Consider the following 15,060-nt stretch of genomic DNA (forward strand, 5'->3'; position numbering starts at 1 on the left):
TATATATTATATGTATAAAAATGAGATATTAGTATTCTGATTTAAATTATTATTAGGGTACTTGTATATATTAGAGCAAGGGTACACATTAAGTTGACTTTATATACTTTATATAAAATAATTAATGAGATATAGCTGGGTAAAGTAGCATTGACTCTTTCGTCTAGTGGTTAGGACACCACCCTTTCACGGTGGTAACACGGGTTCAAATCCCGTAAGAGTCACATTATACTTTTATATTATTTTCAATATGAGTGGTTTATTTGTAATAAATGAAGGTTTTATTTCATTTGTAATGTTTCAGGTAATTGTAATCCTTGATAAGGACCATTTTTGTTATAAAGATTACAAGTGTTGATGCTCATTTTATTTAATGAGGGATAATATTTGATTATATGATTACAAAAAAAAGGGGGGGCTTGTGGGTTGTGTTTATTCTGAATTTTTAGATTTGTTTCTATAATACTATCTTATTCATTCGAATAAAAGCATCTTACGATCTTTAAGCATTTGATTTAAGATGTAGAAATTTGTTTATTCGTTTTATTATTAGTTTTTATTAGTTCAGTGATTTGATTTAGTTGATTCATAAAATCAGTAGCAGATAGCTTTCCTATAAAACTTGATCTTATGTTATTGTTATATTTTATTGAAAATTGAACGTTTTTATTAGTTATTTTTTCTGATAAAGAAAATATTAATTTTTTAAGTATATTTGAAATTTTTGGATATTTTTCTTTGTTTATTATAAATGAAATTAGTTCTTCATAATTTAATATGATCAATTTAATCTCGTCTTCAAATGAAGATGTAACTAGATTATAGTTTCTTATTTTACCATTTGCGATAAGAGAAAAATTATTACCTTGAATTAAAAATTTTTCTATATTGAAATGGGCTTTAGAAGCTGAGATGTGATTCATGAAATCATAATTAAACTTGATATCGATGTTTAAGTGATTTTTAAGATTTAAAGTATCTTTATATTTATAAATAAGTAAATTAAATCCTAGTTTAGTTTTATTTAGTTTTTCATTGATATAGAATTCAATATAGTTATTACTACTTTTATCGTTTGTTTCAGTTACAATATAATGCTGATCTTTTGAATTAGAAATGCATTTCAAGCCATAATCTTCGTAGCGAAATGTATTTATAATATGGTGTATCATTATTACATCGTTATTTTTGTTAAAATTTATTAAGAAGGGTGAGATATTTAGTTTAAAAATAAAGTGATTATTATTATTTGTATAGCATTTTACATCTTTTTTTTTGTTGTTATAATGAATTGCAATATCAATTTCGTTGTTTGGTATACTAACATATATCGATTTATTAAATAATTTATTTTTTATTGTTAAAGTTTCTAGTGAGATAGTTAGTTGTTTATCAGAAAATTTTGGGTTTTTTATGTGAAAAATTAAGTTGAAAGGAAATCCACTAAAGTCATGCAGAATGCTAAATTTTTTGTCGTTAACATGTATTATTTCTTTTAAAAGATTCTTTATTTTGTATGCAGAGAAATACCAAAAACCACTATAGATTAATAAGAATGAAACCAAAAAAATTGCGATATAGTACAAAATATAAGTATAGGTTTTACGCACCGTAATGATTATTTCGCTTGTTAAGCGAAATATTTCTTGTACATCTTGGTACTATTACGTGCAAACCATCAATATCTTTTGTAATTTTTATCTGACATCCAAGTCTTGACGTTTCCGTTAAATTAAAAGCTAGGTCTAACATATCATTTTCTTCGTCAGATATAGGATTATGCATTTCTACATTATCGTAAAATTTTGGATCGACAATCACATGACACGTGGAACACGCAAGGGAACCATTGCATGCACCTTCAAGTATGTCTGGATTATTTCTACAGGCTAAATTGAGAAGAGTTTCTCCCTCTATAGCTTCATAACTTTTTTTATTTCCATTAGGAAAAGTAAAAAAAACTAGTGGCATATTTAATTATATATTAAGATATCAATTTTAATTGATATGCAATATAATTTGAATGCATGGATATTGCAAATTTTTTATAATAGACATCCATAACTTTATATAGTGATGTGTAAATAACATTAGAGAAAATGCAGTTGAATAAATATAAGAATCAAAATATTGCAGTTTTTGGTCTTGGTAAAACTGGTTTATCCGTTATTAATGTTCTGATTAATAGTGGTGCGAGGGTGTATGTTTGGGATGATAGTATTGAAAAAATAATAAGTTTTAAAAAAATATATCGAATGTGTAGTTTTATTCACCCAGGTAGGTATTATTGGTCAGAGATGAGAATGCTAGTTTTAAGTCCTGGAATTCGAGTTTCATATCCAGAACATTGGATAGTAAAGCTTGCGAAAAGTTATGGTTGCAAAATAAAGTCAGATATCGAGTTATTCTTTGAGGTTAAAACCGTTAATCAGAAAGTAATAGGTGTTACTGGAACGAATGGTAAATCAACTACTGTGTCGCTAATAGGACATATATTAAAATCTGCAGGAAAAAAGGTAGCCATTGGAGGAAATTTGGGTATTCCTGTTTTAGATTTAGAAGAAGATGTAGAGATTTATATAATTGAGTTTTCATCTTTTCAATTAGAATTGATTGATAAAGTCAACGTAGATATTGCTATATTACTCAATATAACACTAGATCATATAGATAGACATGGAAGCGTAGAGAATTATATAGCAACTAAATTAAAATTAATAAAAGGCAGCAAAATTGCTGTGATAGGATGTGATAGTGAGATTACTGCTAATATTTTTAATAAATTTACAGGAAATAAAATTTCGATTTCAGCTTCGATGCTATATTCTTTGTTATTTCAGTGTTCTAAAGCTGAGATTCAATTATATCATGTATGTGATATAAAAATAAATTTAGTATCTAATGCGGAAAATATAGTAGCTGCATATATTGTGTTATATAAGCTATTTAAAATAGATAATGTTATTATTGTAAATGGAATTAAATCTTTTCAGGGCCTGAGGCATAGAAATGAGATGCTTGGTAAGATAAAAAATGTGTTCTTTGTTAACGACAGCAAAGCAACTAATGTTGAATCTACCAAAAAAGCGATTTTATCTTATAAAAATATATATTGGATACTTGGTGGAAGAAGTAAAAGGGGTGGTAATATAGGGTCATTATGTAGTAAGTATTTTACGAGAATTAAGAAAGCTTTTTTAATTGGGGAATCAACGAAGATATTTGCAAGTATTATGAAGAGAAATAGAATAGATTATGTAAGATGTTTTAATTTAGAGAATGCATTTAGAATAGCTTTTAAGGAAGCTATAAGAAGCAAAGAAGAGATATTTATATTGTTTTCTCCTGCATGTTCTTCTTTTGATCAATGGAAGAGTTTCGAAGAACGTGGCAATGCCTTTTGTAATGCATTTGAAAATTTAAAGCGTGATTATAATAATATACGTATTGTTTAATAGGTATTATGTTAATGATATGAAGCAAGATGAAATAGGTTTCGATAATTGATAAATTAATTATGGTTATTCGCTTAAAGAAGCAGTGAGTAATATAGTTTTGTTTAAGATATGTGTTGAACTTGGTTACTAATGGTTTTCATAAATTCCAGAATGGGGTTGTGATGCTTTGGAGTATATAAGTATAGAAAAAAAATTTAAATGGTAATGAAAATTAAGTTGAAAAACTTTAATTAGAAAGTATGAAGATGCATGAACGGATAGAAGAATTATCTATTCAAACAATATTTCTTTCGGATTACGCTAGTTGCCACAGGTTATAGAGAACTTTTTAGAAATGTTTTGTAATTTCTATGTTGCCAAATAATATATAATATTTTTAGTAAACTTTTGTATAAAACATTAACATAGTTTTTGGTATTGTTAAACGATCCAATGGATTTTAATGATTATACAAAACGTATAAGCATTGGTCTTACTATATTTCTATATATATAAGTACAATATTAGTTTTTATTAATATTCTGATTACTCAGAAGACTTTACAGATACTTTATTATTGTTCTTAATAGGATGTATTAATAATTTTATGATATTTAAGAAATTTAAGGTAGGATTTTTTTTAAGGGGTTTTTATATAGCTTTTGTATTTTTTTTCTAAATTATTTTATTCACGTTAAAATAAGGTATTGGAATGATGAAAGAAAGAACTTAATAATGTTGTTTTGATGTACCTTTCGATTTAAATAATCAAAAAGGGATATTAGAAAAAAGTAGAAGTAATATTGATGATGAGCTTTTATATGATTTTGCTTAAAAGATTCATAATAAAATTATGACAGATTAAAGAAATAAGATATGAATATCTTAAGATAATAAAGAAGATTTTTAAGATTTCTAAAAGAAGAGGTGTTCTTGGAGATGTTATAATTATAAGTATATAGACTAGACTATATAAAAATTAAGAGAAAGAGGTAACGATGTTAAAAAGGAATGGTGTGTACTTTCAGCTTTTACAAAAATGATGGTTTGGTTTCCTTAAAGAAGATAGATAATATTGTGATGTTAAATGAGAGGTTTTGTGTAGTATAAAGAGAATATATTCTATCTAGCATGATTTTATTTATGGAGTAGTGTATGAATTTTCATGAAAGTAGGTTTTCATAAATTTTTGAATTTTATTTTGAACACTACAAAATTAAGTAGAAGGGTAATTTTTGAAAGTTATGAGAATATTAAGTTTTTATGTAAAATAGTGATTTCTGTAAAGATTGGATGCAAGCATGATCTAAATTTTGTTTTAAAATATTGTATAATTAAGTATTTGTACTTTTATCTCTTAAGTAAAATGGGTGGGGGCTTAGGTAGTGGAAGAAGATAAAAATACTATTTTTGTTGTACCATAAGTGCGCTCTAAAAATACGTTAAAGTTTCCGTTACAATGAAAGTTTTTGTTTTTATTATTAGTTTCTATAATTATTATAGCATTTTTATTTAGCCAATTTGAATTAGCTAATTTTTTTAAAGTCGTATAGACTAGATTGCTGTTATAAGGTGGATCTATAAAAGCTATATCGCATTGTGTTATTGGCTTTGGTAATTTATAAGCACTACAGCAGATCAGTGTAATATTATTATCAACTTTAAGATTTTTTGCAGTTTTTTTAGGAAACTGTAGATTGTGGTAATTTGAATCTATCATAAACGCGTGTTTAGCACCCCGGGAAAGTGCTTCAAAAGAAAAAGAACCACTTCCGCAGAATAAATCAAGTATATTTGAATTATAAATAGTTTTTTTTAAAGAAAGTATATTAAATATTGCTTCTCTTACTATACTCATGGTAGGACGTACTGATAAATTTCTATTTGTAGATATTTTTTTTCCACGATGTTTTCCTGCGATAATACGTAGCATATTAAAGTTATATAAATAATTTGTTTTTGGTTAAGTATAAAAAAATAAAATACACTACAATATATTAGCTAATTTATTAATAGTAAATCTGAAGTATAAAGAGAGCATTTATTTATACAAGTTATTAGATTGTTTCGCGCTCATATCTTTAATTATATTTTTTATTTTATAGAGAATTTGAGTAACATGAATTAAGAAAAAGCTGTAAATATAAAATATATATAGATAAGACATACATTCATTTTGCTTTGTAATGAATGAACATATGTGTTATAGAGTGAGTTGTTTTATTATAAATTTAAATATTTTACAGTTGTGTAAAAAATTCACGTTTTGTAATTAAAAATTTATAAATTATATGTTATCAAGGTGAAAATAATCTTGTGCGATAATGAAATGTGGTAAGGTGATGAGAGAACAGTAGTAGAGAAGTTCTAAGTTTTTATTTCAATTAATGAAATGATCATATAAATTTCAAGTTTTATTCACATTTATTTATTAATTTTATTAATTTTTTTTACTATACTATCGATCATGTGTTTTATTCCCTGATATATAGAGCAGATACTTTCATCGCTCCGCATATAGGCGGAACAGGAGAATACATTGTGTTCTTCATCTTCTATTGATAATTCTGTATCACATTTTATGTGTTCGCCACCGAGTCTTTCTATTAACTTTTCTCTGTCATCTCCTATAGTTACTTTAATTTTGTTTCCATTTTTGTTTACTTTATTACTTAAAATGAAGACAATTATCGCTGGAGATATACATATTGCTCCTATTGGTTTTTTTGCAGTAAAAAATTCTAAAACTAATCTTTCAAATTCACGTATTACTGTTATTACTTCTTTGCTATCAGCTAAATTAGACAAATTTTTTATAACTCCATATCCTCCTGGTACAATTAACATGTCAAAGTCTTCAGCTCTAGCTTCTTTTAAGTCGTATATTTCGCCTCTTGTAATTCTTGCCGCTTCTATGAGCGTATTTCTCTTTTCTTCTGTTACTTTTTTTGTTTTATGATTTATAACTTGTGCAATATTCATATCAGGTGCAAAGCATCTAATTTCTACCTCGTGTTGATCAAGTGCTAGCATACTTAAAACTGCTTCTTTTATTTCTGTACCGTCTAAGTGACCGCACCCAGATAAAACTATAACAGCTCTTATTTTTTTTTTTTCACCAATACCCATAAAATAACCTTTAATTTTATATCTCAGATATTGTAGTATATATTTTATTTTTGAAAAGAGTGATTATCTATTAATTTGTTATTTTTATTATTTGTTTGTTTTTAATAAAGCTCTAGTTTTTATTTATTAAGGTACTATTAAACGAAAGGAAGAGTTGAGATAATGGAAGAGTAAAAATAATTTTTATTATTTCTCATAAGGTATGGAGAGATGGAGAGATGTATATATATTATTATTTACGCAAAACATATACAGTATGTACGACGATAAGCGGATATTTATAGAAAAGTATGAGTTTAAATTAATAAACAGTTACGAGAGTTATGTAAAATATTGTGGAGTTATAACTTTCATATTAACTTTCATATAGAGATTTATTGATAAAAAATTAAGTACTATGTTAAATTTTAGTTTATTGTGAAGATTTATATTTTTCTTCAAAAGAAAAGTTAAATTTGTTTGAATTTGTTAAAAGAAGTTTAATTTGTAAAGTTAGTGAAGGCTATTTGTTGTAGCTGAATTGACTTCATTGGTTTAGATACTTATTAATAATACAAGTTAAATGGGTGTTGGGTAATTAGCTCAGTTGGTTAGAGCACTTGTCTGACGTGCAAGAGGTCATTGGTTCAATTCCAGTATTACCCATTTTTACATTAAATGGATTTTATATGTTGTAATATGTAAAGTATATATTGTAGTAATATGGGTATTTATGGTACGTAATAAAAAGTATTTAGTGATGGCAGAGTCTAAATACTTAATTTATTCTATAATAATAGTTATAGTCACAATGCTCACGGAAGTGATAGGAGGAATAGTTTCGCATTCGCTCACTCTGTTATTAGATGCAGGACACATGTTAACTGATTTTTTTGTATTGCTTTTAAGTTTAATAGCACATACTTTTTCAAGTAAGAAATCTGATTTACAAAGATCATACGGGTATCACAGATTACAAATAATTGCAGCATTTGTCAATGGTTTGATTCTATTTTTTATAGTGGCAATCATTATGATTGAATCAATAAAGAGATTTGTTTTTCCAAAAATCAACATTGAATGGCAAATAATGTTAATAGTTGCTATTTTTGGATTGATTGCTAATGTCATAATTTTTTTTTTGTTACACAGTAAATGTAGAAGTAATATAAATATAAGAAGTGTAATATTGCATGTTACTGGGGATATTTTGAGTTCTTTAGTTGCTATATTTGCATCTGTAGTTATTATGTTTACTGGATGGCAAATAGTAGATCCGTTGTTATCAATATTTGTTAATTTAATACTATTAAATAGTGTTTATAAAATTCTCAAGAATTCATGTCATATACTTCTTGAAGGTACACCTAAAGGTATCTCTGTTGATAAGATAAAAAACGAGATTATATTTAAGCTACCAGAAGTAATGGATGTACATCATGTACATGTATGGTCGTTATCTGATAATTATTTTATAATAACTATGCATGCTAGGATTAGACAAAGCGTACAACATACTGATATTTTATTTGGAATAAAGAAAATATTGTTGGATAAATTTAGAATATCGCATTCTACTGTTGAGATTGAATATGGTGAGTGTGTAGATAATAAAGTACTGAATGTTAAAATTTGATTGTATTTATTTGAAGATGATACCATATTTTCCATTCATTTTATAAAATGAGTAGTTAAAAAGGTAGTTGAATAGGGTTTCGTTCTTTGTACTTTTATTGTTTGATACATTTGAAAATGTGCTTGATAAGAAAGTAGGTGTTTTTTTACTTTTATAATATTATGATATGTATGATATGTAGGTATCGTAGTTTAATAGGGATACATTTACTTGGTTATTTTGATTAAAAATTTTTGTTCTGTTATTTATTTGTATGTTGTAGTATGGCGTAGGAAAGATATAAAAAACTTGACTTAAATTAGTAAATATATAATTATTTGGGTATTTGGGGCATTTTTCGTCTGTTGAAGCTTTGAAATTTTATTTTTTTTGTTAGGACATGTTGTATGATTGTTAATCGAAAAAGCGGCGCTAAGCAGAAAAATAGCAAGAATAATTTGATCGGGAGTATCGATATAATCAAAACGGCTGGGGAACTTTCACTTCAAAAGGGTTTAGACTTTGAAGTAGTAATGAGGGCATTAGAAAGTGCAATAGAAGCAGTAGCTCTTCAAAAATATGGCAGTAAAAGTAAGATTATGGTTTCCATAGATAGAAATACAGGTAATGTTTCTGCGTATAGAGAACTGAATGTTGTTAGCGACGAATCAAAATCAAATAAGGAAGAAGAATATAAATCAATTGCTCTTACGAAAGCTAAGTTGATAAAAGAAGATGTAAAAGTTGGGGATACTGTTAATGAATTACTTTCACTCAGTACTGATCTTGCCTCAGCAAGAATTGCGCAACAGAAAATTGCTCAGGTAATTAGGTGTGAGGAATCAAAAAAGCAATATGAAGAATTTAAAGATAAAGTAGGAGAAATAAGATATGGTTTTGTTAAACAAGTGGAGTATTCAGATCTAATTGTAGATATAAATGGTGTTAATTCATATCTTCCGTTGCGAAATTTAATTGGTAGTGAATCTTTTCGCGAAGGCGATAAAATTAAGGCTTATATACAAGCTGTTAGGCGTTCTGATGATGGGCGTCAGATTATCCTCTCTAGAGCTCATAAAGGTTTTCTAGAGGCGCTTTTAAGTCAAGAAATACCAGAGATTGCTGATGGATTAGTAATAATTAAAGGTATAGCTAGAGATGCTGGTTCAAGATCTAAGGTAGCTGTTTTTTCTCCTGATAAAAATATTGATCCGGTTGGTGCTTGTGTTGGAATTAGAGGAGATAGAATAAAAGCTATTATACATGAGTTAAATGGAGAAAAAATTGATGTAATACATTATTCTTCAGATATTGGTCAATTTGTTATTAAGGCGATTACTCCAGCAGAAGTGTCGAAGGTTATTATTGATGAGAATGAAAATTATGTAGAGTTGATAGTTTCTGAGGATCAATTGAGTTTGGCTATAGGGAAAAGAGGCCAGAATGTAAGGTTAGCGTCAGAACTTGTTGGATGGAAAATTGAAATATTAAGTACTCAACAGGAATCAGAAAGGCGTAGTAGAGAACTTGCTCAGTGTTCAGCTTTATTTGCTGAGGCTCTAAATTTAGAAGAAATCATGGGAAAGTTATTAGTTACAGAGGGTTTTTCAAGTGTGGAAGATATATCTAATGCCTCAATTAAAGAACTTGCTTCGATAGAGGGTTTTAACGAAGATATTGCAAATGAGTTGCATGATAGAGCAAAAAAATATTTGAAAATGAAGAATGATAAAAAAATAGAAGAATTGAGAAATTTAGGTATGAGGGATGATGTAATTAATTTACCTTCTTTATCAATAGATGATAAAATTATTCTTAGTAAATATGGCATTAAAACTCTAGGAGATGTAGCAGACTTGTCTAGTCATGAACTTTACAATATGCTCTCTGTTTCATCGATTAGTAAAGAAGATTTGAGAGATACAATAGATTCTATAATTATGGAAGCTCGTAAAAAACTTGGTGTGATATAATAAAATGAATAGCGGGAATATTAATAGTAAAAAATTAACTCTTCAGAGTGTCAGTAAGCTTAGACTGAGCTTTGATTTGAGTCCCTCAACAGATTTGAATTTAGGAACTACGATAGTAAAAAAAAGAAAAAGAAAGTCTTATGATTCGGAAGAGCAAAGTCGGGATAAATTTGATTCCTTGACAGAGAAAGAGCAGATTTTTCGTATTAATGCTCTACAGAGAGCTACTTTATTAAAAGCAAGTAGCTCTTCCGAAGAAAAAAAAGAAATAGTAACAAAAGAGTGCAATAATGTTAATGTTAAAAAAGTTAATTCAGATAGTATTCCGAATACTTTATTCAGAGAAATTGAGAAAAAGACTTTAAATAAAGTTGATTCAACTAGGTTGATGGGAGTAGTTTATGATGAAGATGATAGTAAAAAACCTTTGAAGGTTAATAAAGATATGTATTCTAAGCATTCTAAATTGATAATTACACAATCAATAGATAGTAAAATTGAACCTCCTATGTTTAAGCAGAGATTTGGTATAAGGAATAGAAAATCAAATATAAAGGGTAAGAATATACCAAGGGAAGTGGTTGTACCAGATGAAATTACGGTTAAGGAATTATCAATTCGTATGGCAGAGGATAGTAAAAATGTATTAAAAATGTTAGAAGAAGAGGTTAGTAAAGATTATGAAGTGAACGATTTAATAGATCATGATATAGCATGTAAAATAGTGAAAAGGTTTAACCATATAGTTAAACAAGTAGGTGGTAATCTCAATAAAGAGAGGGATTTGTTTATTGTAAAAAATAAGGAAAGTTTATCTAAAAAAATTAGACCGCCAGTTGTTACTTTTATGGGACATGTTGATCATGGTAAAACTTCGTTACTCGATGTGTTCCGTGAGTCTAATCTTGTAGAGATGGAGTCAGGTGGAATAACTCAACATATGAGTGCTTATCAAGTAGTTACGAAAACTGATCAAAAAATTACTTTTATTGATACACCAGGACATGAGGCATTTACTGCAATGCGTGCACGTGGTGCTAATGTTACTGATATAGTTGTAATAGTTATTGCAGCTGATGATGGAGTGATGAAGCAAACGATTGAAGCAATAAATCATGCTAAGGCGGCGGGTGTTTCTATTATAGTTGCTATTAACAAAATCGATAGATCGCAACCTAGTGATATAGAAAGAATAATTAGTAGTTTACCTCAATATGATCTCATTCCTGAGGAGCTTGGTGGTGATGTTATAGTTGTACCAGTGTCAGCAAAGAAGAAAATCAATTTGGATAAGTTAGAAGAAGCGATTTTATTTATTGCTGATTTAATGAATCTTGAGGTAGTAGAGGATTGTCGAGCATGTGGATGGGTGATGGAATCTAAAATAGATAAGGCCAGAGGTATATCTGCTATGTTAATGATTGAGGAAGGAACGTTAAAGATTGGTGATGTATTAATAGTTGGTACGATATATGGAAAAGTACGTAATATGATTAATTATCTTGGTCGGGGTGAAAAGATTGCTTTGCCTTCTACTCCAATTGAGGTATTTGGTTTGAACAGTATACCTGATGTCGGAGATAAGTTTATTGTTGTAAATTCTGAAAAGAATGCACGTGAAATTTCTAAATATAGATTGGAATTAATAAAGAAAGAAAAAGATAAAAATTTAATTGATAGTAATTTGGATATATTTAATTGTGACGATAGGATAAAAGAATTGCATGTAGTTTTAAAATGCGATGTAACTGGTTCTATTGAGGCGATATCAAATTCAATTGATCAACTTGGTAATAGTCAGGTAAAGTTGAATATTTTATATAAGGGAGTTGGTAGAGTAATAGATTCAGATATATTGCTTGCAGAGGCTTCTAAAGCAATAATTTTAGCGTTTAATATTAAGGTTGATTCCAAAATAAAGGATTTGGCAAAACGAAAAGGTGTAGAAATATATACTTATAGCGTAATATATGAACTTATTAATAATATGAAAATGTATTTGTTAAAAACATTAAAACCTGTAGTACAAGAAGTACGTATCGGCACTGCTTACGTGAAGCAGATATTTAATGTATCTAAATCTTTTGGTAGTATTGTTGGGTGTTATGTAAGTAACGGAATAGTAAAGAAAGATTCTTTAATTAGAATAATACGTAATGGTAAGTTGGTACATAAGGGAAGATTGAAAGCTTTACGTAGATTTAAAGATGATGTTAAAGAAGTAGGTGAAAGTTTTGAATGTGGAATGTCTATAGAATGTTATACAGATGTTAAGATTGGGGATATTTTAGAAGTTTATCAATTGTTACAAGAAGGAAAGGAATTTTATAATGAAAAAAGAAATTAGGAATTTAAAAATAGCGTCTGTATTGCATAAGGCGATATCAAGAGTTTTGATGGAGGGTAAGGTTTTATTAGATAAAGATGTGATAATATCTAAAGTAAGGTTGAGTAAAGACCTTAAAAAAGCAGATGTATATGTAGTTTTGTCTTCATTGAGAAAAAGGGGTCATGATGATGTCATTATCAATGAGATTAATAGGTCTGCATGGTTGATACGAAGATTTGTGTTGTGTTATGTTGATTTGCGATTTATTCCGGAGTTATTTTTTAAAACCGATTTGGGATTTAGTAATTTTATTAAGGTAAGCAAGATATTAAATAATCGTACATAAAATTATGTGTTTTAGTAGTTATCTTTTATTAATGAGGTTACACAGTTTAGCAGGTTTATGGCTTTTATTGTTTCCTAGTTTAAGTGGAATTGTTTTAGCTTCGTTTTTTTTATCTTGGAAGATTTTTTTTCTCTTTAGTGTATTTAGTGTAGGTGCATTTTTAATGAGATCTGCTGGTTGTATAATTAACGATATTATTGATAGAGAAATAGATGCGCGTGTAGAACGAACAAGATATAGACCGCTCGCAAGCAGCACATTAAGTGTAAAGCAAGCTTTAATTTTGCTTTTTTTTTTGCTTTCTATTGCGTTAATAATTTTATTTTTTACAAATAAAACTACTTTTATACTTGGAGCAGTTTCAATGTGTATGATAGTTATTTATCCATTATTAAAACGTTATGTTTGGTGGACTCAATTGTTTTTAGGATTTACTTTTAATATGGGATCGCTTTTAGGTTGGGCATCAGTGAGAGATGGAATTAGTATAGAACCTGTGTTTTTTTATTTAGGGTGTGTTTTTTGGACACTATGTTATGATATCATATATGCTCATCAAGATAAGATAGATGATGAAAGATTGGGAATCAGATCGATGGCATTGTATTTTGGCAATACAACGAAATGTTGGTTGAAAAGATTTCATTTAATATCTCTTATGATGTGGCTATATGCGGGTATTTTATCATCGTTGAATAATATTTTCTATGTTGCTTTATTTATTATTGGTGCTATGTTTTATTATCAATATGAAAATCTTAATTTGGATGATTCTAGTCAGTGTATGCTTATATTTAAAAAAAATTCTTATATAGGATTACTGCTTTTTTTTGGTATTCTTTTGGATAGAGTTGTAAATTAAAGTTTAAATTATAAGATATTGTTATAAGAGTTCGTTATAGTTGTTTCAACCTTAGAGTTATTTGAACGTATATTATAATGTCGAAGTTGGGACATTTTGTATCTAAGAAGTTTATTAGATTTAATAAAAGATTATATTGATTACCTATTTTAGGGTGGTGTTTGATAAGTGTAAAGTTAAGAATAGAGAATAATATTATTTAACTGATTGATTATTTTTGTTTATTGGGTTTTTAGAGATAAAAGAAAAGCTATTGTATATTTAAAATGAATAAATATATGAGCGTAATTATACATTCACGGAAAGATTTTGAGTTCATGCGTAGAGCTGGTCGTCTAGCAGCTGAAACTTTAGATTTCATTGTACCATACGTAGAAATAGGAATAACAACTAATGAATTAAATTATTTATGTCATAATTTTATAATTAGAGCAGGCGCAATTCCAGCACCTTTAAATTATAAAGGATTTCCAAAATCAATTTGTACATCAAAAAATGCTGTTGTATGTCATGGAATTCCAGATGATGAGCCACTTAAGAACGGAGATATTATAAATATCGATGTTACAGTGATTTTAAATGGTTGGTATGGTGATACAAGTCGTATGTTTTGGGTTGGTGAGCCATCGATGAAAGCAAAGCGTTTATGTGATGCTACTTATGGTGCATTAATAGAAGCAATAAAACAAGTTAAGCCTGGTAATAAGTTAAATAAGATTGGGTTTGCTATAGAAAAATATATTAAAGATTTTGGTTATTCTATTGTACGTAATTATTGTGGACATGGCATAGGAAAAGACTTTCATGCTCCACCAAATGTGATGCATTTTTATGATAAAAATGAGACTCTTATTTTAGAAGAGGGTATGTTTTTTACGATAGAACCAATGATTAATATTGGACAACATGAAACTTTGCTTAGCCAACTAGATGGTTGGACTGTAACGACACGTGATTTTTCACTTTCTGCGCAATTTGAACATACCCTTGGAGTAACGAAGGATGGGGTTGAAATATTTACATTATCACCTAAAAATTGGCATTTTCCTCCTTTTAATTTTTAAAAAGATTATTTATTTAGATATCTGATATTTTAATTTTGGTTCTTTTGAAGTTTTTTAGAATTTTGTTCTAAAAGCTAGATGTTCATATGATTATGTCTAAAAGATTGTTTATAATGATAGTTTCTGATTTTATAGAATATTTTAAATGTTTCTTAAAAATCTCTCTTATTACATACAAGTTTTTATTTTAAAATAGGGTTTTGTTAATTATTGAATGTAAAGTTTCTCTTATATGTAGAGTAAATGCGATTCTAATGGACGTGTTAAAAAAAAAGATTAAAATCAGTCTTAATGAGGGGAGATTCCACTTTCATGTGGAGGAATAT

General features: G+C 28.0%; 11 protein-coding genes and 2 tRNA genes. 9 read left to right on the plus strand and 4 right to left on the minus strand.

What is annotated here, in order from left to right; genetic code table 11:
• The first annotated feature begins 152 nt into the window (after nt 1–152).
• A tRNA-Glu gene (locus LJI21_00825) sits at nt 153–224 on the plus strand.
• A gap of 291 nt (nt 225–515) precedes the next feature.
• On the opposite strand, the gene LJI21_00830 is transcribed toward LJI21_00825, so the two are convergent.
• Nucleotides 516–1,610 carry a hypothetical protein gene (locus tag LJI21_00830; protein WFW29848.1) on the minus strand — a complete coding sequence of 365 codons (1,095 nt, stop codon included), beginning with the start codon at nt 1,608–1,610 and terminating at the stop codon, nt 516–518.
• Nucleotides 1,603–1,971, minus strand: coding sequence for a 2Fe-2S iron-sulfur cluster binding domain-containing protein (locus LJI21_00835; protein ID WFW29849.1), 369 nt, complete (start codon nt 1,969–1,971; stop codon nt 1,603–1,605). The genes LJI21_00830 and LJI21_00835 overlap by 8 nt, the downstream gene beginning before the upstream one ends.
• Nucleotides 1,972–2,099: 128 nt before the next feature.
• On the opposite strand from LJI21_00835, the gene murD reads away from it, so the two are divergent.
• Complete coding sequence (murD, locus tag LJI21_00840) at nt 2,100–3,455, plus strand: UDP-N-acetylmuramoyl-L-alanine--D-glutamate ligase (GenBank protein ID WFW29850.1); 1,356 nt, start codon at nt 2,100–2,102, stop codon at nt 3,453–3,455.
• 1,360 nt (nt 3,456–4,815) lie between these two features.
• Here murD and rsmD read toward each other — a convergent pair.
• Together rsmD and elbB are read right to left on the minus strand one after the other, a co-directional pair.
• Nucleotides 4,816–5,370: a 16S rRNA (guanine(966)-N(2))-methyltransferase RsmD gene (gene rsmD / locus LJI21_00845; protein ID WFW29851.1), complete on the minus strand. Its 555-nt coding sequence runs from the start codon at nt 5,368–5,370 to the stop codon at nt 4,816–4,818.
• 491 nt (nt 5,371–5,861) lie between these two features.
• Nucleotides 5,862–6,566 carry an isoprenoid biosynthesis glyoxalase ElbB gene (gene elbB, locus LJI21_00850; protein WFW29852.1) on the minus strand — a complete coding sequence of 235 codons (705 nt, stop codon included), beginning with the start codon at nt 6,564–6,566 and terminating at the stop codon, nt 5,862–5,864.
• Nucleotides 6,567–7,137: 571 nt separating this feature from the next.
• Between elbB and LJI21_00855 the strand changes: the two genes are divergently transcribed.
• The 7 genes from LJI21_00855 (at nt 7,138) to map (ending at nt 14,734) form a co-directional block, all read left to right on the plus strand.
• Nucleotides 7,138–7,211, plus strand: a tRNA-Val gene (locus LJI21_00855).
• A 67-nt stretch (nt 7,212–7,278) separates the two neighbouring features.
• Entirely contained in the window at nt 7,279–8,181 is a 903-nt protein-coding gene (locus LJI21_00860; GenBank protein WFW29853.1) for a cation diffusion facilitator family transporter, read from the plus strand.
• A gap of 386 nt (nt 8,182–8,567) precedes the next feature.
• The gene (nusA, locus tag LJI21_00865) at nt 8,568–10,133 is read left to right on the plus strand and encodes a transcription termination factor NusA (GenBank protein WFW29854.1); all 1,566 of its coding nucleotides are present in this window, start codon (nt 8,568–8,570) and stop codon (nt 10,131–10,133) included.
• A 4-nt stretch (nt 10,134–10,137) separates the two neighbouring features.
• Complete coding sequence (infB, locus tag LJI21_00870; GenBank protein WFW29855.1) at nt 10,138–12,480, plus strand: translation initiation factor IF-2; 2,343 nt, start codon at nt 10,138–10,140, stop codon at nt 12,478–12,480.
• Nucleotides 12,464–12,808 carry a ribosome-binding factor A gene (locus tag LJI21_00875; GenBank protein WFW29856.1) on the plus strand — a complete coding sequence of 115 codons (345 nt, stop codon included), beginning with the start codon at nt 12,464–12,466 and terminating at the stop codon, nt 12,806–12,808. The genes infB and LJI21_00875 overlap by 17 nt, the downstream gene beginning before the upstream one ends.
• A 4-nt stretch (nt 12,809–12,812) precedes the next feature.
• On the plus strand, nt 12,813–13,670 hold the full coding sequence (gene ubiA, locus LJI21_00880; protein ID WFW29857.1) for a 4-hydroxybenzoate octaprenyltransferase: 858 nt from the start codon (nt 12,813–12,815) through the stop codon (nt 13,668–13,670).
• 278 nt (nt 13,671–13,948) lie between these two features.
• Nucleotides 13,949–14,734 (plus strand): type I methionyl aminopeptidase, encoded by a 786-nt coding sequence (gene map / locus LJI21_00885; GenBank protein WFW29858.1) that lies wholly within the window; start codon nt 13,949–13,951, stop codon nt 14,732–14,734.
• The last annotated feature ends 326 nt before the right edge of the window (nt 14,735–15,060 follow it).

Source organism: Wolbachia endosymbiont of Menacanthus eurysternus, from assembly GCA_029715105.1.
Classification (GTDB): Bacteria; Pseudomonadota; Alphaproteobacteria; order Rickettsiales; family Anaplasmataceae; genus Wolbachia.

Coding starts and splice junctions, on each gene's coding strand:
- LJI21_00835 (WFW29849.1), bottom strand. CDS start 1,971: ATGCCACTAGTTTTTTTTACTTTTCCTAATGGAAATAAAAAAAGTTAT.
- murD (WFW29850.1), top strand. CDS start 2,100: ATGCAGTTGAATAAATATAAGAATCAAAATATTGCAGTTTTTGGTCTT.
- rsmD (WFW29851.1), bottom strand. CDS start 5,370: ATGCTACGTATTATCGCAGGAAAACATCGTGGAAAAAAAATATCTACA.
- elbB (WFW29852.1), bottom strand. CDS start 6,566: ATGGGTATTGGTGAAAAAAAAAAAATAAGAGCTGTTATAGTTTTATCT.
- LJI21_00860 (WFW29853.1), top strand. CDS start 7,279: ATGGTACGTAATAAAAAGTATTTAGTGATGGCAGAGTCTAAATACTTA.
- nusA (WFW29854.1), top strand. CDS start 8,568: ATGATTGTTAATCGAAAAAGCGGCGCTAAGCAGAAAAATAGCAAGAAT.
- infB (WFW29855.1), top strand. CDS start 10,138: ATGAATAGCGGGAATATTAATAGTAAAAAATTAACTCTTCAGAGTGTC.
- LJI21_00875 (WFW29856.1), top strand. CDS start 12,464: ATGAAAAAAGAAATTAGGAATTTAAAAATAGCGTCTGTATTGCATAAG.
- ubiA (WFW29857.1), top strand. CDS start 12,813: ATGTGTTTTAGTAGTTATCTTTTATTAATGAGGTTACACAGTTTAGCA.
- map (WFW29858.1), top strand. CDS start 13,949: ATGAGCGTAATTATACATTCACGGAAAGATTTTGAGTTCATGCGTAGA.